Raw genomic sequence first — 23,947 nt, 5'->3', positions numbered from 1 at the left:
CCTGGAGTCCGCTGTTCGTTGGGGTTATGTGACTGCATTGGCGTTTCTATCTTGAGAAAATATGCCGAGCTTTAGTTGATACACTAACGCGGTCGTGCCATACAGATGCATAACCTGATGCGTAAACGGATGGATAGGAGGGAGTGATGAGCGAGTACAGAACAGAAACCGACAGCTTGGGCGATGTCCACGTGCCGGCAGACGCTCTTTGGGGCGCCCAGACCCAGCGTGCCGTTGATAACTTCCCGGTTAGTGGTCAGCCCATGCCGCCGGCTTTTATTGCGGCGGTTGCCCACGTTAAACAGGCCGCTGCGGAAGCCAATGCCAGTTTGGGGCTGCTTGATAACAACCGTTGCGATGCGATTACCGACGCATGCCGAGCGCTCATTCGCGGAGAGTTTGCTGACCAGTTCCCGATTGACCGTTATCAGACCGGCTCGGGTACCAGCACCAATATGAATGTGAATGAGGTGATTGCGTCCATTGCCGGCAGAAACGGCGTAGAGGTGCACCCTAACGATCATGTGAATATGAGCCAGAGCTCTAACGATGTGATACCAACCGCTATTCACGTGAGTTCAGTAATAGGCATTCGGGAGCGGCTCATTCCCGCACTCATGCATATGTGCGGCGTAATATACGAGCGCGAAGCCCAGTTCTCTGAACAGGTGAAAACAGGCCGCACCCATCTTATGGATGCCATGCCGATTACCCTTGGGCAGGAATTGCGCACCTGGCGCGAGCAGCTGCTGGCGGTTGAGAAGCGCCTCGATGCTGCAGCAAATGAACTGCTTGCCGTTCCTCAGGGCGGCACTGCCGTAGGTACCGGCGTGAATGCCTTGTCGGAGTTTTCCGGTCAGTTTGTGAAGTTTCTCAAAGCCAACACCGGATACCCGTTCCGTTCCATGGAGCACAAGTTTGTAGGGATAAGTGCAGTGGATGGCCCGGTGGCGCTGTCAGCTCAATTGCGCGGGATGGGCATCGTTCTAACCAAAGTTGCCAACGATTTGCGCTGGATGAACAGTGGCCCGATTCATGGGCTGGCGGAAATCAGCCTTCCAGCCCTGCAGCCCGGTAGCAGTATCATGCCCGGCAAGGTAAACCCGGTAGTTCCCGAGTCTGTGGCCATGGTGGGCGCACAAGTAATGGGGCTGGACAGCGCCAATGCGATCGCAGGGCAGTCTGGTAACTTTCAACTCAACGTTATGCTGCCGCTTCTGGGGGCTAACCTGCTGGACATGATTGGCCTGCTTGGCAATGCAACCAACATGCTGGCGGACAAGAGCGTCCGGGGTTTTACTGTGAACACAGACACGCTGAATGCCAGCGTGGGCCGCAACCCGGTGCTGGTAACAGCACTGAACCCGGAGATTGGTTACAGCCTGGCGTCGGAGATCGCCAAGGAAGCATACAAAACGGGTCGTCCGGTTATTGATGTTGCAGAAGAGAGAAGTGGTCTTGCCCGAAAGCACCTGGAAGAGCTTATGGACCCGCTAAAGCTGACACGGGGCGGAGGCGATTGATGGGGGAACATTGATAAACTGATCTGTTTGCGGCCACAATCAGTAAACTGGTAAAGACACGCACACTACTAGCAGAGGTCATTATGACATCATCTTGCAGCATTCCAGGCCTGACAGTACCTCGCAGCCGCTTCCCGGAGCCGGAGCAGGATCTGCCAGCGGGAGACAGTGAGCAGAGAGTGGTTCTTGCCGGTGGCTGCTTCTGGTGTGTGGAGGCAGTGGTTCTGGCTCTGGATGGCGTTACACGGGTTGAATCCGGTTATGCCGGCGGATCAGCAGATACAGCCAATTACGACGCTGTGTGCTCGGGCACCACGGGCCACGCAGAGGTTGTGAACGTTCACTACGACCCCCGCCAGATTAGTTTCGGGGAGATACTCAGAGTGTTTTTCTCGGTGGCGCACGATCCAACCCAGCTGAATCGGCAGGGTAACGACCGGGGTACGCAATACCGCTCTGCGGTGTTTTATGAAACACCGGAACAGCGGCGGGTGGTGGAATCCTACATTCGTCAGCTTGATGAAGCCGGGGTATATCCTGACCCTGTTGTAACAACACTGGAGCCTCTGCAAGCATTTTATCCGGCTGAGGCACATCATCAGAATTTTGCGGCGAGGAATCCGTACCAGCCATACATCATGGCTGTTGCCGCCCCCAAAATGGAAAAGCTGGTTGAGGGCTTCAGTGATCGGCTAAAACCGGAATACACCGATTCCAACGACAACCTGGCTTGAGGAGATAGGTAATGAGCAGTTCTGCTGCAGGTTATGACCTGACACCTCTTACAGAGGCACAGATTCAAGAGAAAGCCGCAAGCCTGACGCCAGAAGAGCGTCAGGTATTGCTGGATCATGGAACGGAGCATCCATTTTGTGGCACTTTGCTGGATAACAAGCTGGCTGGGGTCTACCACTGCCGGCTGTGTGATCTTCCGTTGTTCAGTTCAAGCGCAAAGTTTGATTCCGGCACTGGCTGGCCGAGCTTTTTTCAGCCATTCGACAAGGAACATATTCACTACATTGAGGATACAAGCCTGGGAATGTCTCGCACGGAAGTACGTTGCCCCCGTTGCGATAGCCACCTCGGACACGTATTCCCGGATGGCCCGCCTCCCACGGGGCAACGCTATTGCCTGAACTCCATTGCCATGGTGTTCAAAGAGGGCGATTGAGCGTCGTTTATCATCAGCAGCAACGACAGTTGCTGTCAGCTAGCGCTGGCAGCAACAACGGTTGATAGCAGGTAGCCGGTATAGGCAACGTAAACCAGCAAAAGAATAGAACCATCAAACCGGCTGATCATCTTGCGCCAACCGGTCATTCCGAAACCCATCACCAGCAGGCCAACCGTTAGCGCCAGCATCAGCGTCCAGTCCCGGTAAAGGACCTCCGGTTCTACCGATAGCGGTTGAATAACCGCAGCCAAACCCACAACCGCAAGCGTATTGAAGATGCCTGAGCCGAGAATGTTGCCCAGGATCAGGTCATGTTCGTTCTTCCTTACAGCGGCCAGAGCTGAGGCCAGTTCCGGCAGCGATGTGCCAATGGCTACGATGGTCAGGCCGATTACCAGGTCGCTCACACCAAGACTTTGGGCAATAGTAACTGCGCCCCAGACCAGCAGGCGGGAGCTGACAACAAGGAGAATGAGGCCAATGATCAGCCAGATTATGGCGGATCTCATGGGCATCAGATTATCGGTCAGCTGGGCATCGGTTTCTCCTCCCAGCGCGTCCCCCTTGCCTCGTAAGCCCTGAAAGATCGACCAGCCCATTACCACAGCAAACACACCCAGGAGTATCCAGCCATCCAGCCTGGAGAGTTCACCATCCAGTAATTGCGCACCGGCAATCAGGGTAAGGACCACCAACAGGGGAAGTTCTTTGCGGATTACCTGGGAGTGCACGGCGATAGGTGCGATAACGGCCGTAAGGCCAACAATTAACGCAATATTGGTGATGTTGGAGCCATAGCCATTGCCCAGGGCGAGCCCCGGGTTACCATCGGCCGCGGCCATAGCGGATACGGCCAACTCGGGTGCAGATGTGCCGAACCCGATGATGACCATGCCGATAAGTAGCGCGGGCATGCCCAGATGCTTGGCAACGGCGGCAGCGCCTTCAACAAATTTGTCTGCACTCCAGACCAGTAATACAAGGCCGGCGATAATTGCGCCAATAGCCATAACCATAGATTCAGCCCCAGTCATGTTGCATCTGAAAAGCAGGTGCATGAGCGCTCTGTGTAATCAGAGGCGCAAGCACCGGAAAGGTGTGCAAGATACCGCATATGTGCGGTTGAGGTCAGCCCCTTTCGGATGAGCTGGCGTGATCACAGGTTCACGGCGGCCTGCCGCCAGCCACATCAGGATTATTACCTATGATTCAGCGCAAGCCACCGTTCGTATGCAGGGCTAACAACCGTTAAACTAACGTGCAATTTACGCACAGGTCCGGGTTCTTTAATAATCACAATTTATATTTTTGTGAAAACCCGGATAATTACGCGCTCATTCAAAACGGACGCCCAAGGCAGCGCCACTTACCTCGCGACTTGCCCGCGCCCGTCAGGCCTCTTCTTGAATCTTGAAGGGGCGAAAGGCTCAATACTAGCTAGGATGAAAAACCAATGGCCGCTAAACAGGCAGACGTAGTGCTGGTCGGAGGTGGTGTCATGAGCGCCACCCTCGGCGTAATGCTCAGGCAGTTGGACCCGTCCCTGAAAATTATCATGCTGGAGCGTTTGGATCACGTTGCCCATGAAAGTACGGACGGATGGAACAACGCAGGAACGGGGCACGCAGGATACTGCGAGCTGAATTACACGCCCGAGACCGAAGACGGTGATGTAGCGATCGAGCGTGCGCTCCAGATCAATGCGCAATATGAGGTTTCGCTTCAGCTGTGGTCGCATCTGGTAGAGCAGGGCATGCTGCCCGAGCCATCAAAGTTCATAAACCGTACGCCGCACCAGAGCTTTGTTTGGGGTGAAAAAGATGTCGCCTTTCTCAAGCGTCGTTATGAACTTCTGAGCGCACACCACCTGTTCCGCGAAATGGAATACACCGAGTCCCCGCGAGAGCTTGAAAGCTGGATGCCTCTCGTTGTTGAAGGCAGGGACCCAATGCAGCGGGTTGCTGCAACCCGCATTCGCCATGGCTCGGATGTGGATTTTGGTTCGCTTACCCGCAGCATGGTTGAGTACCTGCAAAGTCAGCCCAACTTTGAGTTGATGTTGAGCTGCCCGGTGCATTACATCGACCAGCGCGATAATGGCCGTTGGAAAGTCAGGGTTAAAAACCAGCACACCGGTGAGCTCACAAAGCTGGAAACCGGCTTTGTATTCCTGGGTGCCGGTGGTGGTGCGCTACCATTGTTGCAGAAATCCGGCATTGCAGAAGCCCGAGGCTATGGTGGCTTCCCCGTTAGCGGGCAGTGGCTGGTATGCCGCAAGCCTGAGGTCGTAAAACAGCACCACGCCAAGGTATACGGCAAGGCACCCATTGGCGCACCGCCCATGTCGGTACCGCACCTGGATACCCGTATAATCAACGGCGAACCGGCACTGCTGTTTGGCCCGTTTGCCGGCTTCACGACCCGCTTCCTCAAGCAAGGCTCCATCTTCGATCTGTTTGGCTCGGTGCGCACCAGCAACCTCAAACCCATGTTGTCGGTGAGCAAGAGCAACATGGATCTTACCCGCTACCTGATCGGCGAAGTTTTCCAGTCCCACAGCGACCGTGTGGAAGCGCTCCGTAACTTCTTCCCGGAAGCTGAGGAAGAAAACTGGGAGTTGCGGAATGCCGGTCAGCGCGTGCAGATAATCAAGCAGGCTGAAGGCGGTGGCGGGAAACTGGAGTTCGGGACTGAAATCGTGGCCTCGAAAGACGGTACCCTGGCGGCTCTTCTTGGGGCATCCCCTGGTGCATCGACAGCTGCAAATGCAATGATCAGCGTTATTGAGCGCTGCTTTGCACAGAGCATGCAGACACCTGAATGGCAGGAGCGCATGAAGGTGATGGTGCCTTCCTACGGCCAGTCACTGGTGAATGACGGTGAATTGCTGGCGAAAGTACGAGAAAGAACGCTCTCTACCCTGAAGTTGAACGGATAATCGCTGAAACATCAGGGCGATCGGGATATCTATGTATAATCGGGTGATGCACTAACATCTAAGGGGTTTGGTGCAAGCCCCGAGGAACATCGTTTGAACGATCAATCATCTGACCATGCAGGTCCGGCAATGGATCTGCATGGTTTGGCGCACAAGCTGGATGATGCTATCCGTGCCTTGGACGAAAGCGAGAGTTTGGCCAGATTTGGCAAGCTCACCCTTGTATTCGAACTTGTGCGCCAGATACTCGTGCAGCCGGAAGGTTGCGCATTTGTTGAAGCGCGCGCAGAGCGCCTTGAAAAAGCCGGTGTATTCACAGGTTCGGACTGGGCAGAGCCCGCCACCTTGCTCCCCTCCTTAACCACCCACTCTTTGCAAAGCCCGAACGCAGATACGGTAGTAATCGAAGCACTTAGCGAGCTTCGTTTGCTGGCGGTTGTCCGGGGCGCCTATTTGCATCCTCTGGTGTCTGCTGAGCAGGCACGGGACTACCTGACGCAGGTTCTGGCAATTAACCTTGGCCTGCTGTTCGGTATGGCCGGCGAGGCGGAGCGTGAGCAGGGCAAGCTGGCACTTATCAGCCAGCACGTTGTGCAGCACGTGGCCGAGCATATTGGCTACGAACACGTTATTGATAGCCTGATTGAGGAAATTTGGCGGATTCTGCAGCAGCGCCCGATTCAGGTGGGTGACGCGCGCAAGATGATTACCCAGATTGCCATTTGCAGGGCTGAGCCCAATGTCGATTTGGGCAACGCGGGACGTGGTGCGGACCGACTCATCTCCAGCTTGTACGGGCCGACTCGGGCGTGCAGCGAAGACCCGGGTATTGTGGTGTACCAGCAGCGGCTGGAATCCATGGATGGCCCAACGCTGCAGAATGAAGCTACCGGCTTTGCCCGTTCCATGCACGATACCGGCCTGGTGTCGCCCTACCATGCCTGCTTTGTGCGCTACATACTGGAGGGGCAGGATTACCTGCTAAGCGAAGCCCTGGGGCTCTCGAGTACCGGCCGCGATTGCATGATGTGCTACCGGGAACTGGTGTATGCCCTCATCACTGAAGGTGTTTTTCCTGAGACAGCGCAGGGGCTGTATGGCCTTGCACTGATGCTGGAGCGGGGCATTCTTTATCAGCCCCCAGTGGCACCCGCGCTCTGGCGCCAAGCAAGATTGAATCTTTGCCCAGAGGCCCGTGAACGCCTGCAGCTTGCCTATGGCTATCAACCTCAGGCAGGCACCTGGTTGATCCAGGGTGTGCTTAATATGCTGGGGCAGCCTTTGGGCGTGGGGCAGGGTAACAATCCAACCTGTCAGTCTGCTCGAGCTCTGTCCATGTGGGCCTACAACGACCCTGACTATCTCTTGCAGATGGTTGCCTGGGCGGCCAGAGACAACGAAATTGTCATGCATTTTGAAGGGCAGCCGGTTTCTTCAACGCAAAGCCTTGGTGGTGTTGCTTCGGAAGTGACCTTGGATCTCGACCCGGTCTCGCTGGTTGTGGTGCCCCACCTTGACCGGGTATACGGGGAGATGGGCCGCATGTGCATAGGGCGTGAGGGCGACCCGCACCGGTGGGTAAACCCGGAATTCCATGGCTGGTCTGCCGGGCGAGGGTTTGCCATCAATGTGGATGTCGCTACCGGTAACCTGCAGGATCTCGAGGGGTTCATCAGGCATTTCTATGCCAGTTACCACCCTTATTACAATGGCAATCAACCTCTGATACACCCCCAGCCTGCAGGGATTGCCGTAACCGACAGGGCCGCACGTTTCATTGGCTGGCACGCGATTACCATTCTGCGGATAGCATTGGATCCGGAAGGCGAGATGCGCGCGTATTTCTACAACCCAAATAACGACAGTGGCCAAAACTGGGGTGATGATGTGCACGTGAGCACGGAAGGCATGGGGGAGCGGTTTGGAGAAGCGTCTCTGCCGTTCGAGCAGTTTACCTCCCGGCTATACATCTTCCACTTCGATCCACTTGAGCGGGGTGAACCGGCGGATGTTGGTGAGGAAGAGCTAAAGCGGGTAATGGCACGGGTCTATCGTAGTTGGGGAGAAGACCGGATGCCCGTTAATCATCTTCAGGCTGAACCACCCCAAGCAGAATAATCCGGTCATTCTCCTATTGCCTGGGCGGGCAGCCTCTGAGCATGGCGTTTAGCAATTCGTCTGCATCAAACTTGGTTAAGGCCTCGTTTGCGCCTACCTGATTGGCATAGCTCAGGCTCATTTGGCTGTTCAAGGATGTGTGCAGAATGATGAATGGCTGTTTCAGAGTAGCCCTGTCCCGAACGTTAAACGTCAATTCGTAGCCGTCGAGACCGGGCATCTCGATATCGCTCACCAGAATATCGACCGGTCTACCGAGTTCGTTATCGTTCAGCAGGATTTTCAGCGCTTCGTCACCGTTGGTGGTGACCTGGTAGGGGATGCCTTTGGCGTCGAGCACATCACACAGTTGCTTGCGAGCAACTCTGGAATCATCCACTAAAAGAATGTTCAGGGCTTTCAAGGCTTCGCGCTGCACGTCTGTGAGCGCAACATCGCGGGTTTCCAGCGAATCGGGGTATACGTTCGCCAGCAGAAGCTCAACATCCAACAGCTGAACAATCTCGTCATCCACGTTCAGCAGGCCGGTAATAAATGCCCTGTCGCCCAGCATCGCCGGTGGGGACGTCACCTTCTTCCAGTCTGTCTCGATGATTTTCTGCACACTACGCACCAGAAAGCCTGTTTCCTGGCGTTGAACGTCCGTGATAATAATGGTCGACGTTTTTTGCTCGTCTGCGGTTAACGCCGGATAACCAACGGCCGCAGCCATATCAATAACCGGCACGGCTGAACCACGGAAACTCGTTGCTCCTACAACCGCGGGATGACTGTGAGGCATTTTGGTGAGCGGTTTGAAGGGCAGTATTTCGCGGATTTTCAGTGTGCCAATCCCGAATAGCCGCTTGCCGGACAGGTTGAATAACAGCAATTTCTGGGATTGTGTGGCTTTACTGGACATAACACCCGGATCCTTGAAGATAGCCCCCCTCATAATGCCAGAGCGAGTAAGGGGAGCAGATCACATTCGATACGGGCTAACGATAGCAAGCTTACGAGCCGTTATCATCAGAAAAGTTAGAGCAGTGATGGCAATGAGTGTTCGTGGCTTAAGGTACAACCGCATACGCGAGGATTTCCACCAGCATTTCTTCACGGGCAAACCCGGACACAATAATGGCGGCGCGGTTGGGGTAAGGCTCGGATACAAAATCTGCATATACCCGGTTCACCACAGCAAGATGTTCCCGGTCGGTCACGTATATAACAACCTGGGTCAGGTCGGATACACGGCTCCCCGCGCTTTCCAGTGTGTGCTTCAGATTGGCCAGGGTCTGGATAATCTGAGGCTCAATACCACCATCCACAACCTTTCCCTCTGCATCAATGGGAATCTGTGCTGTAAACAGCATGCCATTGCCCACGGTTGCCCAAGCCAGAGGGGACTTGGAAGCAGGTAAGTCTGTTTTAACCGGATATGGATTCATCAGTGACTCCTTAGTCGTTATCGGTTGTTCCGGCGCCTGCGCCCTGACGTGAATCGTCGGAAGCTTCCACCAGCATTTTCGTTGCCAGTACTTTGAGTCGCTCCCAAAGAACAGTGTCTACTTCGATGCCATCAACGAGTGATCGTTCATGCCAGTCCAGCATTGCGGCGCGGTTTTGCAAAATCAGGTCATTTGCTGGCGCTTCGGGCTTAAGGTTTGGCAGAAGGTCTACGTGGTTCACCATCACCAGTGTTATGCCGTTATTGGGCTCGGTGTCATCTGGAATGGATGGCAAGCCGTACATGCATATCTCTGGCTCAGCCTCGCCTGATTTAAAGCTCACCAGAATTTCCGTCAACGGCTCGTGAGAGTTGCGCCAGAATGCGGTAACACTCATGTCACGGCGGGCGATGCGGGAAAGGTATCCCACAATCAGCATCCGGTTATGGCAGTGGCGAATTTTGGTAACCGAGAGGCCTCTGGCCCGGCACTTTGCATAGCCCAGCTCAATTGCCAGGCTGGCGTGGCCAAGAATCGTCTTGTTCTGGGCATCTACAACGCACAAATCCGCATCCTGGTAGATCAGCTTGGGTGGCTGGGATTTGTCTTCGTTGAGCAGAAAGTCCAGACCTTTGCCCAGAGCCGCCAAGCCATTAAGGCCATGGGCTTCCATCCAGGCCACCATGTCAGCCGCATCGCTGGCATCGCCATCGTCAAAACCAATGCCTATGAATGCTTTTCGGGAGAGCCCTTGCAGCTCGTTGTATGACACTTTCATAGCTTGCCACCCAGGGTTTTCTGGTCGTTCACAATACTTTCGAGGCCAGGTTCCAGAGGAAAGCCCCAGTCATCCAATTGGTGTAACGGTAGCCTCGGATCGTTCAGCTCACAGGGTAGCGGCGCCCCCTGAAACAACGTGATGCGAACCCAGCGGTCAGACTTCGGATCAAACCGGCTGGCGCCAAAAAATGACAGTTTGGTCCTTAACAGGTGCATGGGTTTCATATCCCTGTGCCAGAGGTTTGCGCGGATCTCTCCGTAAGGTGTATCTCCGATGGTCTGGATGCGGCGTACGCACTCCTTTTGCCCCGGGTTGGCCAGGAGGAACTCCACTACTATGGCATTCGGGTTGCTCTCCAGAAATTCATCGAGCTTTGTAAGACAGCGGCTAATCCGTGGGCCAACCGCGAGGGCCAGTTCCTTCTCGGCGCCGGACTCCGTTCCGCGAATGCCTAACCTGGGTTCTTCTTTTTCGACGGAGCGATACCAGAACCAGTAGTTGTCATCCGGGCAGTCCTCGCGGTAACTCAGAGCCCAGTCAAACTTCTCGTGAATCAGGTCGCGCAGTTTCGAGGCTTTCATGTCGGGCTTCAGATCCATGGATTCCTGACAGCCCAGTTCATCATCAATAGGCTCAACCAGTTCCGGGTACAGCTCTATCAGCATGGTGTTGATGAGTTCCTGGGCTTCCAGGGAACAGTGATTCCCGGCCCAGCTTATGAGTTCTTTATAAAGCCCCTGGTGCGCTGGCGTGCGATCGAGCCATTCAATAACTTCAATAACCGACTTGGCTGTTTCCCGATTGCGCAGGGTCTGTTCTTCATCTTCAGTGATGGTCTGCTGCAGGTGCTTCAGAGCGCGAGCCATCAGAGATCGCAATGCCTTGTGGGTTTGTTCATTCGCAGGCTCTGCACGGGCAAAGGCCAGAGCGCGCTCCCTACCGTAAACCCACTGCTGAATCAGTTGCGGGTGGTCGATAAGAAACGGAGCCATACCAAGCCCCGTGGAATTGCCAATGCCCAAATAGCGTTGCAGCTCCGGGTGCAAAGGCACGGCCCGATCGGGCGACTGCACTTTTGCCAGATGATTCAGCTGTTCCACTGAGAACTGCCGTAGCACGTAAACGGCCAGCATCTGGGCTGCAAATGGACGATTAAAATCCGGATTGCGCTCAAGCCGGGCAAAGTCAGCAATGCCAAACTTGCCGTTGCCATAAACCGCCGTGGTTCTGTAGAGATAGCCAACGGCCGTTAGCCACCCAGGATCAGGTTGTTTTCCCGCAGAAAGAGCCGCCAGAAACTGGCTGAAATTGCGCAGGCTTCTGTTGGCCCGTGAGAGCACAAGTACCCTCGGGTGCTGGCGGCCGGCTTCCTGCAAGGGTACGTTGGCCGCCATTTGTTCCAGCAGCGAGCTTTCTGCTTCGCCTTCAACCAGGGCAAAGGTGACATCCCATGCTTCCGCTATTACCCGGTCGGACCGCTGTTCTGGCTCCAGATCCCTGGAAAAAATCACACACTCGTAGTAGTTACCCGGTGTTGTGATGCGGTAGATCGCCAGGCCGTGGCCCTTTGAATCCAGATCAAACACCGTATTGGTAATCTGCCAACTTTCAGCGATCATTTTTCGCATTAGCGATCTGACAAAGCTGAGCCGGCTGGCAAACATGCTGCCCAGCCGTTCCAGCTTCATCACCTCACTTGCAGGGCGTAGGTTGTCGTGTGGTGCGGATGCTGAGGTTGCTGAAATCATGATCTCACCCTTGCCCTTACAGGCATATCTACAGGCTAGTGTTCAAAGTTATCAGGATATGAGTTTCTGCTCTCGTGCCATGGCATAGGCCGCTTTGGGCCCAAGCCACAGCGATGGCAGCAGTACCAGCGACACCGGAATAGCGGTGATCACAATAAACTGTTGAAGCACACTGATCTGCCCGGCGCCCATGTACAGCAGGATGGCGGCCATGCCGGCCATCGCCAGGCCCCAGAAGGCCCGCACAAAGGTATTTGGCTGGTCGTGGCCTGAGCTTACTACGGCAATGGAGTAGCTCATGGAGTCACCTGTGGTGGCGACAAAAATGGTAGTCAGCACCAGAATTGCCAGCGCCATGAATGCGCCACCGGGAAGGGATTGGGCGACCGTGAGGGTGGCCACATCAAAGCGGAAGTTGTTCAGTGCTTCGGCAAGATCAATCACGCCGGTCATCTGGTAGTAAATGCCTGAGCCGCCCAGCAAGGTAAACCAGATAGTGGTGGCAATAGGCGCCATCACGGCAACCGCCAGAATCATGTCGCGGATGGTTCTGCCGCGAGAGATGCGGGCCACGAAGATTGCCATCAGCGGTGCATAACCAATAAACCAGGCAAAGAAGAATACGGTCCACCACTGCATCCACCAGCCCGGCGCCGTTTCAGCGGTCATGGTGGCCATTTCCATGAATGAAGACACATACTGCCCCATGCTCTGGAAATAGGTGTTGGTGAGGAACAGTGTTGGGCCAAACACGAAAATGATCGCGGCGACAGCCAGCGCCAGAAACACGTTTAGCCGGCTGAGGAACTGTATGCCGCGGTGAATACCCGTTACCGCGGAGGTCACGTAGATAATTGCGAGAACCACCAGAATGGCCATTTGTGTGGCGAGGCCGTCTGTCATGCCGAATAATTCGCTAAGCCCAAAGCTCATCTGGGTGGCCAAAAAGCCGATAGGGCCAACGGTTCCGGCAACGACAGCAATCACGCAGCAGGCATCCACCACACTGCCCAGCCAACCGCACATAATGCGTTCACCAAATACCGGGTACAGCAGTGTTCTTGGCTGCAGCGGTTTGCCCTTCACATAGTGAGCATGGGCCAGAACAATCGCCGCGAGAGTTCCCAGAACCGCCCAAGCCAGAAAGCCCCAGTGCATGAAGGACTGTGCCATGGCATTGGACACCGCCGCTGCGGTACCAGGTTCTGTTGTATACGCAGGAGGTGTCACAACAAAGTGATAGATGGGTTCACCGGCCGCAAAGAACACGCCGCCGCCGGCCAGCAAGGTGCACATAATGATGGAGAGCCAGCGGAAGGTGCTCATCTCCGGCCGGTCGAGGTTGCCGATTTTGGCCTTTGCTGCTGGTGTGCAGGCGAGACCCATGGCGATAAAGAAGGTTGCCAGCAGTAACATCTGGAAGTAAGTGCCAAACACTTTGGCCGTCCACGCAAAGCCACCGCCAATCAAATCAGCCACGCCTTTGAGATCAAACAGCGAAAATCCGACAAACAGAACGATAAAGCCCACGCTTAACGCAAGGACAATGGGGTCGCCAAGTTGAGCTATAGAATAGTCTCCACCGGCCTTGATGTTGTTGTTTTTCATGATGCCTACCTTTGTTGTTTTTGCACCTTGCTCTATCTGTGCTGTTTGGCCATCCGTGCATGCTGGCATTTCAGGATCATTACAAAGGCTTGGTACCGATTTTCAGTTGGTTCAGCCAGTTAAGACCCATGATTTTCTCTATCTCTGTCTCGTTAAATCCTTTTTGTCGCAACCCCTCGATAATGGCAGGGAAGTCGCGGTTGTCCTTGAACCACGACAGAGGCCTGGGCCATCCGGCGTTGTTCTTGTTGCCCTCGCCAAAGTCCATTTCTTTCGACCAGCGGCCGTTGCGCATCCAGTCCAGAACCGACTGCGGCTGACCTTGGCACAAATCCGTGCCAATGCCGATGTGGTCTATGCCCATCAAATCCGCGGTATCGGCCACCATGTTGCAGAAGCTTTCGAGGGTGCAGTCCGGCCCGTCTTTCAGGTGAAAGGGGTATACGGAGAAACCAAGTAACCCGCCGCTTTCCGAAATGGCCTTCAGTACCCTGTCTGATTTGTTACGCTTCGCCGGATGAAACGAAGCCGGGTTGGCGTGGGAAATAATCACCGGCCGGCTGGAGAGTTCAATGGCATCCAGCGTAGATCTTTCCGAACTGTGGGACATATCGATGATCATGCCCACACGGTTCATTTCCGCGATGGCCTGTCGACCAAACCGGCTCACGCCACTGTCTTCAGCTTCATAACAACCAGCGGCCAGCAGGCTTTGGTTGTTGTAGGTGAGCTGCATGATCATCAGGCCAAGGCGGCGCATCACGGCAATCATGTCGATGTCATCTTCGATGGGCGAGCAGTTCTGGGCGCCAAAAAAGATGCCGATTCGGCCAGCTTCCTGTGCTACCTGGATATCCTCGGCTTCATAGACCGGCATGATCAGGTCGCTATGTTGTTCGAAGCGCCGGTTCCAGTCACCAAATCGTGAGAGAGTCTCCCGCGTGTTCTCGTGGTAAACCAGAGTGGCGTGCACAGCGGAAACACCGCCGGCACGCATCTGCTCGAATATCTCCCGGGACCAGTTGGAGTACTGAAGCCCATCAATGGTGAGCATGGAGTTCATCCTCTTATCAGGCCCGCACGTAGCAGGTTTTCACAACGGTGTAGAATTCGCGGGCATACTGACCCTGCTCACGGGGGCCGAAACTGGAGTTTTTGCGGCCTCCAAACGGAACGTGGTAATCCGTACCTGCGGTTGGCAGATTCACCATCACGCAGCCGGTTTGTGCCCGGGCTTTGAAGTCTGAAGCAATTTTTAATGAGTTGGTGATGATGCCGGCTGTCAGCCCATATTGGGTGTCGTTCAGGGTGGACAGCGCGGTTTCGTAGTCGGGTACCTTGATGACGCACGCAATGGGGCCGAATACCTCATCCCGGTTGATTTCCATATCATTAGTGGTGTCGGTGAAGAGCGTAGGCTGCATGTAGTAGCCATCGGTTTTGGTGTCTACTCTGGAGCCACCAAACGCGAGTGTTGCGCCGTCGGCCTTGGCGCGCTCAATCCACGCCATGTTGGATTCCAGCTGACGCTTGTCTGCGATGGGGCCAATCTGTACACCTTCTTCAAGCGCGTGACCGACCTTGGCCTGCTCAAGCCGTGCCTTCAGTTTTGATACAAACTCATCATGAACAGCTTCTGTCACGATCAAGCGCGAGGATGCGGTGCACTTTTGCCCACTACCTGAATAGGCACCGTTGAATGCGGCTTCTACGGCAAGGTCGAGGTCTGCATCATCAAGCACGATCAGGGCGTTCTTTGAGCCCATTTCGAGCTGGCACTTAACCAGATTGCCTACGGTAGCTGCTGCAACCCTGCGGCCTACCTCGAGGGAACCGGTAAAGGTAATGGCTTGTATGTCCGGGCTGTTGATCAGGGTTTCGCCGGTTTCGCCACCGGAACCCATCACCAGGTTAAAGGTGCCTGCAGGCAGGTTTTGTCTGCTGATGATTTCAGCTAGCGCCCAGGCGCTGGCAGGAACCAGGTTGGCGGGCTTGAATACCACCGCGTTGCCAAAGGCCAGTGCAGGGGCGATTTTCCAGACGGCGGTTGCCATCGGAAAGTTCCATGGGCTGATGATGCCCACAACACCAAGTGGCTCACGCCGAACGTCGATTTCCACGCCAGGGCGAACGGAGTCTGCACGCTCATCAATCTGGCGCAGAACTTCGGCGGCGTAGTAATGGAAAAACTGGCCAGAGCGATAAACCTCGCCTTTGCCTTCTGCTAGAGGCTTGCCTTCCTCTCTGGAAAGCAACTCGCCCAGTTCATCCTGGCGGGCAATCAGCTCGTTACCGATTGCCATCAGAATGTTATAGCGCTGCTCAAGGCCACTTTGGCTCCACTGGGCAAAACCGCTTTGGGCGGCACTGATGGCCTCTTTGGTTTGCTCGTTGGTAGCCTGATCATACTCGCCGATAACATCGCTGAGATCAGACGGGCTGGTGTTGGTGATACTGCTAGCCCCGGTTACCCATTGGCCATTGATATAAAGCGGATGCGAAGTGGACATGACGACCTCCTTATTTACGATGCATGCATACTAGTCAAGATGTAATAATAAGAATAATCAATTATAAAGATTGAGCGATAAGGAGTGCTTATCAGGTGAGTGCAATATTGCCAGAGCTGAAAATTCAGCAGTTACGCTATGTGATCACGGTTGTGGAAGAGGGTAGTTTTCACGGGGCATCCCGGCGATTGCACCGTACCCAGCCAGCCATCTCAATGGCCGTGCGTGAGCTGGAAAACCGCCTTGGGCAGAACCTGTTTGAGCGTGGCGCACAAAACAAGTTAACGCCGTTTGGTGAGTACTGCCTGCCAAGGTTCCGTGATCTGGTAGGCCAGCATGACCGCACTGCAAAAGATGTGGTGAGCCAGGCTGGTGGGCAGCAGGGCCACATACACATTGCCACCGTGCCCTCGGTGGCCAGTCGGATTATGCCGTCGTTCCTGGCGGAGTTTATTGAGCAGTTTCCCGGTCTCAATATCAGTTTGCATGATGAAAACGCCCACTATGTTTGTCAGATGGTGGCGCACGGTGAGGTTGATCTGGGAATAACCAGTCTTTGGCAAAATACTGATGACTTGGAATACACCCACCTCTTTGAGGACAAGGTTGGGGTGGTGTGTCGTAAGGATCATGTCTTTGCTGCGGCAACGTCGCTGGATTGGCGCAGCTTGCAGGGTGAAAAGTTGATTCGGAACGGAACATCCCGGCTATTGATGGGCACTGAGGCTACGGAGTTGGTGGAGAACAGCGCTTTTTACATTTCCAATATGATTTCACTGATTGCCATGCTGGAAGCGGGTGCTGGCATAACAACCCTGCCGCGATTGGCGTTCCCGGAGCACAGCGCTAACCTTTGCTTTATCCCGTTAAGTGATCCGGATGTGGTGCGCAGAATTGGATTGGTGCAGGCGGCAAACCGCACGCTCAGCCCGGCAGCTCAAGCTATGCACTCTTTTGTTCTGGAGAAGTTGCAGTATGACGTGGTGTGACGGGGCAGGGTGCTGATGTGCTTGCCCCTCCCGCAAAGCAGAGCGCTTGTCGGGAGGAGCAAGAATGTTTCACAGCCTGAGAGCGACGCTCCCGAGGCTGCTGATCAGTATTGTTTATTCAGGAATCAGCTTCTGTTCCCGCGCCATGGCATAAGCCGCTTTGGGGCCGAGCCACAGAGAAGGCAGCAGGATCAGAGATACCGGAATGGCTGTGATCACAATGAACTGCTGAAGCACACTGATCTGCCCCGCACCCATGTACAGCAGAATGCCTGCCATGCCTGCCATTGCCAAACCCCAGAATGCGCGCACAAAAGTATTCGGCTGATCGTGGCCAGTGCTCACAACAGCAATGGAGTAACTCATGGAGTCACCGGTGGTGGCAACAAAAACCGTGGTTAGTACCAGAATAGCCAGTGCCATGAAGCCGCCGCCTGGCAGAGCCTGGGCAACCGTCAAAGTTGCTATATCGAAGCGAAAGCTGTTCAGAGCCTCAGTCAGATCTATCACGCCGGTCATCTGGTAGTAGATGCCTGAGCCGCCCAGCAGGGTAAACCAGATGGTAGTGGCAACAGGTGCCATAACCGCAACCGCCAGAATCATTTCACGAATGGTTCTGCCGCGAGAGATACGGGCAACAAAAATGGCCATCAGCGGTGCATAGCCAATAAACCATGCGAAGAAGAACACAGTCCACCACTGCATCCACCAGTCCGGGGCGGTATCGGCCGTCATGGTTGCCATAGCCATGAAGGAAGAAACGTATTGGCCCATGCTCTGGAAGTAGGTGTTGGTGAGGAACAAAGTAGGGCCGAAGACAAAAATAATGGCTCCGATGGCCAATGCCAAAAACACGTTCATCCGGCTCAAAAACTGAATGCCACGGTGAACGCCGGTTGCCGCTGAGGTCACGTAGATCATAGCCAAGGCAATCAGGATGGCCATTTGTGTTATCAGGCCATCAGTCAGGCCAAACAGTTCGCTGAGCCCAAAGCTCATCTGGGTTGCGAGAAAGCCGATGGGGCCAACAGTACCGGCTACAATGGCGATTACGCAGCAGGCGTCTACTACACTGCCCAGCCAGCCACTCATAACGCGCTCACCGAATACCGGGTAAAGCAGTGTGCGTGGTTGCAGTGGTTTGCCCTGCACATAGTGGGCGTGAGCCAGAATGATTGCGGCCAAGGTGCCGAGAACGGCCCAAGCCAGGAAGCCCCAGTGCATAAAGGACTGAGCCAGTGCATTGGAAACTGCAGCCGCAGTGCCCGGCTCTGAGGTGTAGGCAGGCGGTGTTACTACAAAGTGATAGATGGGCTCGCCAGCCGCAAAAAATACGCCACCACCGGCCAGCAGAGTACACATAATGATAGAGAGCCATCGAAAGGTGCTCATCTCTGGCTTGGCAAGGTTGCCAATCTTGGCTTTGGCTGCCGGGGTACAAGCCAGACCAATAGCAATAAAGAATGTGGCCAACAACAACATCTGGAAGTAAGTGCCAAACACTTTGGCTGTCCAGGCAAAACCGTTACCAATCAGCTCAGCTACGCCTTTGAGATCGAACAGAGAAAAGCCAACAAACAGCGCAATAAAACCAACGCTGAGCGTGAGTACTACTGGGTCGCCAAGCTGAGCTATTGAATAGTCTCCGCCTGATTTGTCGTTGCCCTTAATCATAAACTAAACCTTTTTTAATAAATTCTGGCGCGGGACAGTGCCATAAAAACCCTGCCAATACCAATCCAGGCCCGGTTTTTCTGCCCATGGAGGCGCTCGTTTGGCGGCTTCTGGGAAGCATGCTGAGGAACATCCGAACTCAGCAGTCATGTCGAGGTTCAAGAGTGATATCGGGAGGGCTATATCCAGTTGATGCTCGCAGGCTAGCTGGGCATTTCGACAGCTACGCTCAATCCCCTGGAAGTGCATGAGAAGGTTATGTTCCCACCGTACCGCTCAACGATCTCACTTACGATGGCGAGTCCCAGGCCATGCCCGGGTATCTGTTCATCCAGACGCAACCCGCGCTGGCCCAGGCTGGACATTTCATGAGCTTTGACTCCGGGGCCGTCATCAGTCACAACGATGCTGGCAATGCTTTTTCCTTGTGTCAGAGAAAGTTCAACGCACGAGGTCGACCATTTACCGGCATTATCGAGAAGGTTCCCTAATATTTCGTTCAGGTCCTGTTCCTCGATTGGCCAGTGACACTCGCCGCTGAGTGACGTTGACAGTTCAAACGACTTTTCGGGATAGAGCCGGCCCAGCATCCACAGGAGATCGCGGGCTTGCTGAACGGGATAGGCGCTTTTACCCACCTGAGGACCCGCAAACCGGCTGCGCCGCATTTCCGCTTCCAACTGCCGGTCAATATCACTCAGGCGCGATCCCATCTCGTGCCTCAGATCATTTTCCAGCGGGCGGCTGGTATCTTCGAGAACCTGCCTGACGGCAGCGATGGGCGTTTTAACGCTGTGAGACAGGTTTGCGAGCGCTTCCCGGGAGCGCTCAAGCCGCTGGTCCAGGGAGTCCAGAAGTTGGTTGAGTTGTTGCACCAGTGGCCGGAATTCTTCCGGAGCCTCCACGTTTATCCGGGAAATTTCACCGCTCTGCAGGCGCTTGAGAGCAGCTTGGAGCGAGACCACGGGGCGCATCGACAGATTGATGCCGAACCAGATAATCCCCACAAGCAACAAGATCAGCAAAATCGATACGATTGCTGTCCAGGCATGCAGTTCGGCTTGGCTGTTTTGCAGCGCGCCCATATCTTCTGAAACGATCACGGTGAAAGGTATATCGTTTGCCAAAAATGATTTTCGATAGGCGAGAATGTCGGAGGGCGCATTCGGAATCTCAGCACCGTGTACCCTGATGCTGTTCTGGTCATTCGATAACAGCATGGGGCTCAGCAACGGTTGCCAGGATTGTGGAGATATGACTGTTTGAGCCGGAGACTGGATAGCAAAAGCATGATGGAATACTTTCTCAAAATAATCTCCAGTCTTGAACATGTCTGTCTGGCCATCAGCCTGGCGAATATGATGCTCCAGAAAAGCCACTTCATCCTTTAGGCGGCTCTCGACAAATTCCCGGGACATTCGTTCCAGAAGCAATCCATGCACAAACCATGCGATGGCCATCAAGCCTATGCCTGCGGGTAATAGCAGGAGCAGAAGTGCCCCTTTTATGGAAACAGGCTTTCTAAACAGTGTCATTAAACAGATATCCCTGACCGCGCCGGGTTGCGATGGTTTCTGCGCCAACCAGCTTTCGCAGGCGTCGGATGTAAGCTTCGATGATATTTTCGTTGGGGCTTTCGTTTAGATTATATAGCTGCTCCATGAGCTGCTCTTTGGAGAAAATATGACCAGGCCGTCCCATCAGACAGCGCAGTAACCGGAATTCCGTACCGGTCAGGCTGTGTTCCGTGCCATCTTCGATTTGCAGGCACTGTCGATTTTCGTCGAGTTCAAACCGCCCCACTTTTACCGTTGAGTGAACCCTGCCTTCGCTTCTGCGCATGATGGCATTCAAGCGGGCAATCAGCTCCTCCGTTTGAAAGGGTTTGGCCAGGTAGTCATCCGCGCCTGCTTTGAGGCCGTTTACCTTATCTTGCCAGTCCCCCCTTGCGGTCAGGATCAGTACCGGAAAGGCAACTTTGTTTGCGCGCCACCGTCTCAGCACATCCAGGCCATTTCCGTCTGGCAGCCCGAGATCCAGCACGCCTGCCTTGTAGTCTTCCTGCTCACCTAAAACCCCCGCTTCTTTGGCTGTGTGGGCGATATCCACACTGAATCCAGCCTTCTCAAGTTGGCTAGAAAGCCCCTCCGCAAGCAGTTGATCATCCTCTACCAGCAGCAGTCTCATGTGTCGCTTCCTTCTTACGTCAAAACAGTCGGCAGCAGTGTCGCTTATCAAACTGAACTGAGCCTGAACTGCAAATAAATCCGGATTTTCAGAAAGAGTTCAGGTTCGTGCGCGATGGTATCAGGCGTTTTAGCACAACATTCACGTTGCGGGGCAAACACAGGTTTTGAACGCACGTTACGCCGCACCACAGGAGAAGATTTGATGAGTCTAGCAAAGTTCGCAGTTGCAGCAGTTGCCATTTCAATGCCCTTGGCAGCACTTGGAGCAGGTACCCACGGAGGTGGGCATGGTCACAGCGCCAAGAGCGGCGAACCGGGTAAAGCGTCTGATGTCAGTCGCAGCATTACAGTGGAGATGTATGACAACTACTACGAGCCTGAAGCTATCGAAGTCAAACCAGGAGAAACGGTGCGTTTTTTGGTTCAGAACAAAGGTCAATTGGTGCACGAATTCAACATTGGCACCCCCGATATGCACGAAGCACATCAAAAAGAAATGATGATGATGGTTGAGCACGGCGCTATTCAGGGCGGCAAGCTCAATCACGACATGATGGAAATGGATATGGGGCACGGCAAGTCCATGAAGCACGACGACCCGAACAGCGTGCTTTTAGAGCCGGGAGAGAGCCAGGAAATCATCTGGACGTTTTCCGAAAAGGGCAATATCGAGTTTGCCTGCAACGTTCCAGGGCACTATCAGGCAGGCATGTACGGCGAAGTGAATTTCAACTGAATCCTTTTGAACAAGTAAGAGTTTAGCGCGCCCGCTCAATAGCCGGCGCGTCGGGATCTTTGAATACGACGAAGTAGTTCGGGAGCAGTTGATCATGATGAGGACCCTTGTCGCAGGCGCATTGAGCCTGCTTTTGCCCGCTATTGGCTTAGCGGGTGAGTACAACCTGACCGTGGACCGAGTGACAATCGATACCGGGGAATTTGTGAAAGAGGGGGTTGGTTACAACGGTACATCTCCTGGCCCCACTTTACGCTTCAAAGAGGGAGAAGAGGTTTCTATCAACGTCACCAACAACCTTGACGAGATGACCTCTATTCACTGGCACGGTTTGATTCTTCCCTTTGAGCAGGATGGTGTTCCAGGGATCAGCTTTCCTGGCATCAAACCCGGAGAGACGTTCACCTACAGGTTCCCCATTACACAATCGGGAACCTACTGGTTTCACAGCCACTCGGGCTTTCAGGAGCCGGAGGGGGCCTCTGGTTCCATTATCATCGAACCAGAAGGGCGAGAGCCGTTTCGCTACGATCGCGAATACGTGGTTCAGTTGACGGATAAACACCCGCACGCCAGCGAACGGGTTATGCGCAACCTCAAGATAACGCCGGATTACTACAACCGTAAACAGCAAACCGTGGGGGAGTTCTTTTCGGACGTTTCAGAAAACGGCTTCCTGAGCACGGTGAAAGAACGCCTGGCATGGGGCGACATGCGCATGATGCAGGCCGATGTTGAGGATCTGCAGGGTTTTACCGGCATGATTAATGGCAAAGGTCCGGAACAGAACTGGACCGGTCTCTTTGAGCCCGGCGAGCGAATTCGGCTGCGTTTTATAAACTCATCCGCAATGACCTATTTCGACATCCGGATTCCGGGCCTGAAAATGACCGTTGTCCAGGCTGATGGCAATAACGTACAGCCGGTCAATGTGGATGAATTCCGTATTGGTGTTGCGGAAACCTACGACGTGATCGTTCGGCCCAAGGACGAGCAAGCCTATACGATTTTTGCCGAGTCTATGGGGCGTTCCGGCTATGCGCGAGCAACGCTGGCGCCAGAGGAAGGAATGGAAGCGCCTGTTCCCGGATTGCGCGAGCCCGCACGATTGACCATGGCGGACATGGGCGGCATGCCGGGAATGGATCACGGTGACATGGGCAGTGCAAACAAAATGGCTGAGATGCCCGATATGGACCATTCCAATATGGAGGGTATGGATCATAGCGCCATGATGATGCCTGAAGGCGGTGCAAGTGATCCGTTTTACGCTAAAGGTAGCGGGCTGGTTCCAACCGCAGCCAATGGCGGCAAATTTCTATCCTATGCCGATCTGAAAGCACAGAAGCCTCTTTATGAAGAACGGGAGCCCGCACGAGAAATCGAGTTGCGGCTTACCGGCAACATGGAACGCTACACCTGGAGTATCAATGGCGTTAAATACGAGGACGCTGAGCCCATACGCCTGAAATATGGCGAACGAGTTCGCTTCAAATTTGTAAACGAAACCATGATGACGCACCCCATGCACCTGCACGGTATGTGGTCGATTCTCGATGTCGGTGCTGGCCAATGGAATCCGATCAAACACACAGTCAGTGTGCAGCCTGGTACGACGGTTTACATGGAAACCGAAGTGGATGCGCCTGGGCAGTGGGCCTTCCATTGCCACCTGACTTACCACATGGCGGCTGGCATGTTCCGAAAAGTGATTGTTGAGGGTGGGCCGGAATCCACTCAGGCCGCATTCAGTGAGCAGCCGAGCGAAATTGGGGGTGACGTATGAAGCTTTGGATGCCGTTGATTGCAAGTGCGGTTGTTAGCTTGAGTGTCATACCGGCGCTGGCGTCTGCTCAAGAGCGGATGCCGGATACCACCCAGCGTAAGCAGCCGCTGAAGGTGTGGGGCGCGCAGTTCGAAGAACTTGAATACCGTTACAGTGACAGTGATGAAGAAATAGGTGTTTGGGATGCGGATTTCTTTTATGGCACTGACAATTTCAAAGCTCGCTGGCTTTCCAGTGGGGAGTATTCCTTCGAAGAGCAAGCTTACGAAAAACTCGAAAACCAGTTGGTGGGGCAAATCCCGATATCAACATTCTTCGATGCAAAGGCCGGGGTACGATTCGACACTCCGGAAGGCCCGGATCGAACCTATGCAGTTCTCGGTGTGGCAGGCCTGGCGCCGCAGTGGTTTGAAATCGATGCGAACCTTTACGTGAGCAAGGACGGCGACACTTCTGCTGATCTGGATGCAGAGTATGAATTGCTACTCACCAATTACTGGATACTCACAGCTACTTTCGATGCAACAGCAGCGTTCAGCGAGGATCGGGAAATTGGAGTAGGGAAGGGCCTGGTGTCCACAGAAACCGGGTTACGGCTGAGCTACGACCTAGTTGACCGCGCTTTCTCGCCTTACGTTGGTGTTGTTCACGAACGCAAATACGGTGATACAGCGGATTTTGCCAGGGCCGATGGCGGTAGCACGGAGGATTGGTTTGTAGTCGTTGGGGCGCGGCTCTCCTTTTAA

At 54.4% G+C, this 23,947-nt stretch carries 20 protein-coding genes; 9 read left to right on the top strand and 11 right to left on the bottom strand.

Annotated elements, in window-relative coordinates:
* Nucleotides 1-146 precede the first annotated feature (146 nt).
* The 3 genes from FFI61_RS06550 (at nt 147) to msrB (ending at nt 2,694) form a co-directional block, all read left to right on the top strand.
* On the top strand, nt 147-1,523 hold the full coding sequence (locus FFI61_RS06550) for a class II fumarate hydratase (protein WP_200369694.1): 1,377 nt from the start codon (nt 147-149) through the stop codon (nt 1,521-1,523).
* 83 nt (nt 1,524-1,606) lie between these two features.
* Nucleotides 1,607-2,257 (top strand): peptide-methionine (S)-S-oxide reductase MsrA, encoded by a 651-nt coding sequence (gene msrA, locus FFI61_RS06545; protein ID WP_200203049.1) that lies wholly within the window; start codon nt 1,607-1,609, stop codon nt 2,255-2,257.
* 11 nt (nt 2,258-2,268) lie between these two features.
* Nucleotides 2,269-2,694, top strand: a complete 426-nt coding sequence (gene msrB / locus FFI61_RS06540) for a peptide-methionine (R)-S-oxide reductase MsrB (RefSeq protein ID WP_200203047.1) — start codon at nt 2,269-2,271, stop codon at nt 2,692-2,694.
* 35 nt (nt 2,695-2,729) lie between these two features.
* Here the strand turns inward: msrB and FFI61_RS06535 are convergent, their stop codons facing one another.
* Nucleotides 2,730-3,713, bottom strand: a complete 984-nt coding sequence (locus FFI61_RS06535) for a calcium/sodium antiporter (protein ID WP_200369932.1) — start codon at nt 3,711-3,713, stop codon at nt 2,730-2,732.
* A gap of 437 nt (nt 3,714-4,150) precedes the next feature.
* Here FFI61_RS06535 and mqo point away from each other — a divergent pair, with 437 nt between their 5' ends.
* Both mqo and FFI61_RS06525 read left to right on the top strand, forming a co-directional pair.
* Complete coding sequence (mqo, locus tag FFI61_RS06530; RefSeq protein WP_200369693.1) at nt 4,151-5,635, top strand: malate dehydrogenase (quinone); 1,485 nt, start codon at nt 4,151-4,153, stop codon at nt 5,633-5,635.
* Between the two features lie 129 nt (nt 5,636-5,764).
* The gene (locus tag FFI61_RS06525) at nt 5,765-7,753 is read left to right on the top strand and encodes a hypothetical protein (protein ID WP_200369931.1); all 1,989 of its coding nucleotides are present in this window, start codon (nt 5,765-5,767) and stop codon (nt 7,751-7,753) included.
* Nucleotides 7,754-7,766: 13 nt separating this feature from the next.
* On the opposite strand, the gene FFI61_RS06520 is transcribed toward FFI61_RS06525, so the two are convergent.
* The 7 genes from FFI61_RS06520 to FFI61_RS06490 form a co-directional block, all read right to left on the bottom strand.
* Nucleotides 7,767-8,654 carry a chemotaxis protein gene (locus FFI61_RS06520; RefSeq protein ID WP_200369692.1) on the bottom strand — a complete coding sequence of 296 codons (888 nt, stop codon included), beginning with the start codon at nt 8,652-8,654 and terminating at the stop codon, nt 7,767-7,769.
* A 148-nt stretch (nt 8,655-8,802) separates the two neighbouring features.
* Nucleotides 8,803-9,180 (bottom strand): RidA family protein, encoded by a 378-nt coding sequence (locus tag FFI61_RS06515; RefSeq protein WP_200203041.1) that lies wholly within the window; start codon nt 9,178-9,180, stop codon nt 8,803-8,805.
* A gap of 10 nt (nt 9,181-9,190) precedes the next feature.
* Nucleotides 9,191-9,958: a DUF3726 domain-containing protein gene (locus FFI61_RS06510; RefSeq protein ID WP_200203039.1), complete on the bottom strand. Its 768-nt coding sequence runs from the start codon at nt 9,956-9,958 to the stop codon at nt 9,191-9,193.
* Nucleotides 9,955-11,709, bottom strand: a complete 1,755-nt coding sequence (locus FFI61_RS06505) for a hypothetical protein (protein ID WP_200369691.1) — start codon at nt 11,707-11,709, stop codon at nt 9,955-9,957. The genes FFI61_RS06510 and FFI61_RS06505 overlap by 4 nt, the downstream gene beginning before the upstream one ends.
* A 51-nt stretch (nt 11,710-11,760) precedes the next feature.
* On the bottom strand, nt 11,761-13,317 hold the full coding sequence (locus FFI61_RS06500) for a BCCT family transporter (RefSeq protein WP_200203035.1): 1,557 nt from the start codon (nt 13,315-13,317) through the stop codon (nt 11,761-11,763).
* Between the two features lie 79 nt (nt 13,318-13,396).
* Complete coding sequence (locus FFI61_RS06495) at nt 13,397-14,380, bottom strand: dipeptidase (protein ID WP_227714709.1); 984 nt, start codon at nt 14,378-14,380, stop codon at nt 13,397-13,399.
* 7 nt (nt 14,381-14,387) lie between these two features.
* On the bottom strand, nt 14,388-15,827 hold the full coding sequence (locus tag FFI61_RS06490; RefSeq protein ID WP_200369689.1) for an aldehyde dehydrogenase family protein: 1,440 nt from the start codon (nt 15,825-15,827) through the stop codon (nt 14,388-14,390).
* A 104-nt stretch (nt 15,828-15,931) separates the two neighbouring features.
* On the opposite strand from FFI61_RS06490, the gene FFI61_RS06485 reads away from it, so the two are divergent.
* Complete coding sequence (locus FFI61_RS06485) at nt 15,932-16,816, top strand: LysR family transcriptional regulator (RefSeq protein ID WP_200369930.1); 885 nt, start codon at nt 15,932-15,934, stop codon at nt 16,814-16,816.
* A gap of 114 nt (nt 16,817-16,930) precedes the next feature.
* Here the strand turns inward: FFI61_RS06485 and FFI61_RS06480 are convergent, their stop codons facing one another.
* The 3 genes from FFI61_RS06480 to FFI61_RS06470 form a co-directional block, all read right to left on the bottom strand.
* Nucleotides 16,931-18,490: a BCCT family transporter gene (locus FFI61_RS06480; RefSeq protein WP_200369688.1), complete on the bottom strand. Its 1,560-nt coding sequence runs from the start codon at nt 18,488-18,490 to the stop codon at nt 16,931-16,933.
* Nucleotides 18,491-18,693: 203 nt separating this feature from the next.
* The gene (locus FFI61_RS06475; protein ID WP_200369687.1) at nt 18,694-20,025 is read right to left on the bottom strand and encodes an ATP-binding protein; all 1,332 of its coding nucleotides are present in this window, start codon (nt 20,023-20,025) and stop codon (nt 18,694-18,696) included.
* Nucleotides 20,012-20,677 carry a response regulator transcription factor gene (locus FFI61_RS06470; RefSeq protein ID WP_200369686.1) on the bottom strand — a complete coding sequence of 222 codons (666 nt, stop codon included), beginning with the start codon at nt 20,675-20,677 and terminating at the stop codon, nt 20,012-20,014. The genes FFI61_RS06475 and FFI61_RS06470 overlap by 14 nt, the downstream gene beginning before the upstream one ends.
* A 204-nt stretch (nt 20,678-20,881) precedes the next feature.
* On the opposite strand from FFI61_RS06470, the gene FFI61_RS06465 reads away from it, so the two are divergent.
* From FFI61_RS06465 to FFI61_RS06455, 3 genes are all read left to right on the top strand, one after another.
* Nucleotides 20,882-21,415, top strand: coding sequence for a cupredoxin domain-containing protein (locus FFI61_RS06465; protein WP_200369685.1), 534 nt, complete (start codon nt 20,882-20,884; stop codon nt 21,413-21,415).
* A gap of 94 nt (nt 21,416-21,509) precedes the next feature.
* Entirely contained in the window at nt 21,510-23,201 is a 1,692-nt protein-coding gene (locus FFI61_RS06460; protein WP_200369684.1) for a copper resistance system multicopper oxidase, read from the top strand.
* The gene (locus FFI61_RS06455) at nt 23,198-23,947 is read left to right on the top strand and encodes a copper resistance protein B (RefSeq protein ID WP_200369683.1); all 750 of its coding nucleotides are present in this window, start codon (nt 23,198-23,200) and stop codon (nt 23,945-23,947) included. Before FFI61_RS06460 ends, FFI61_RS06455 begins: the two co-directional genes overlap by 4 nt.

The sequence above is a fragment of the Marinobacter sp. DY40_1A1 genome (genome assembly GCF_016597815.1).
GTDB classification, from domain to species: Bacteria; Pseudomonadota; Gammaproteobacteria; order Pseudomonadales; family Oleiphilaceae; genus Marinobacter; species Marinobacter xiaoshiensis.
This window is presented reverse-complemented; position numbering and strand designations above follow the sequence as displayed.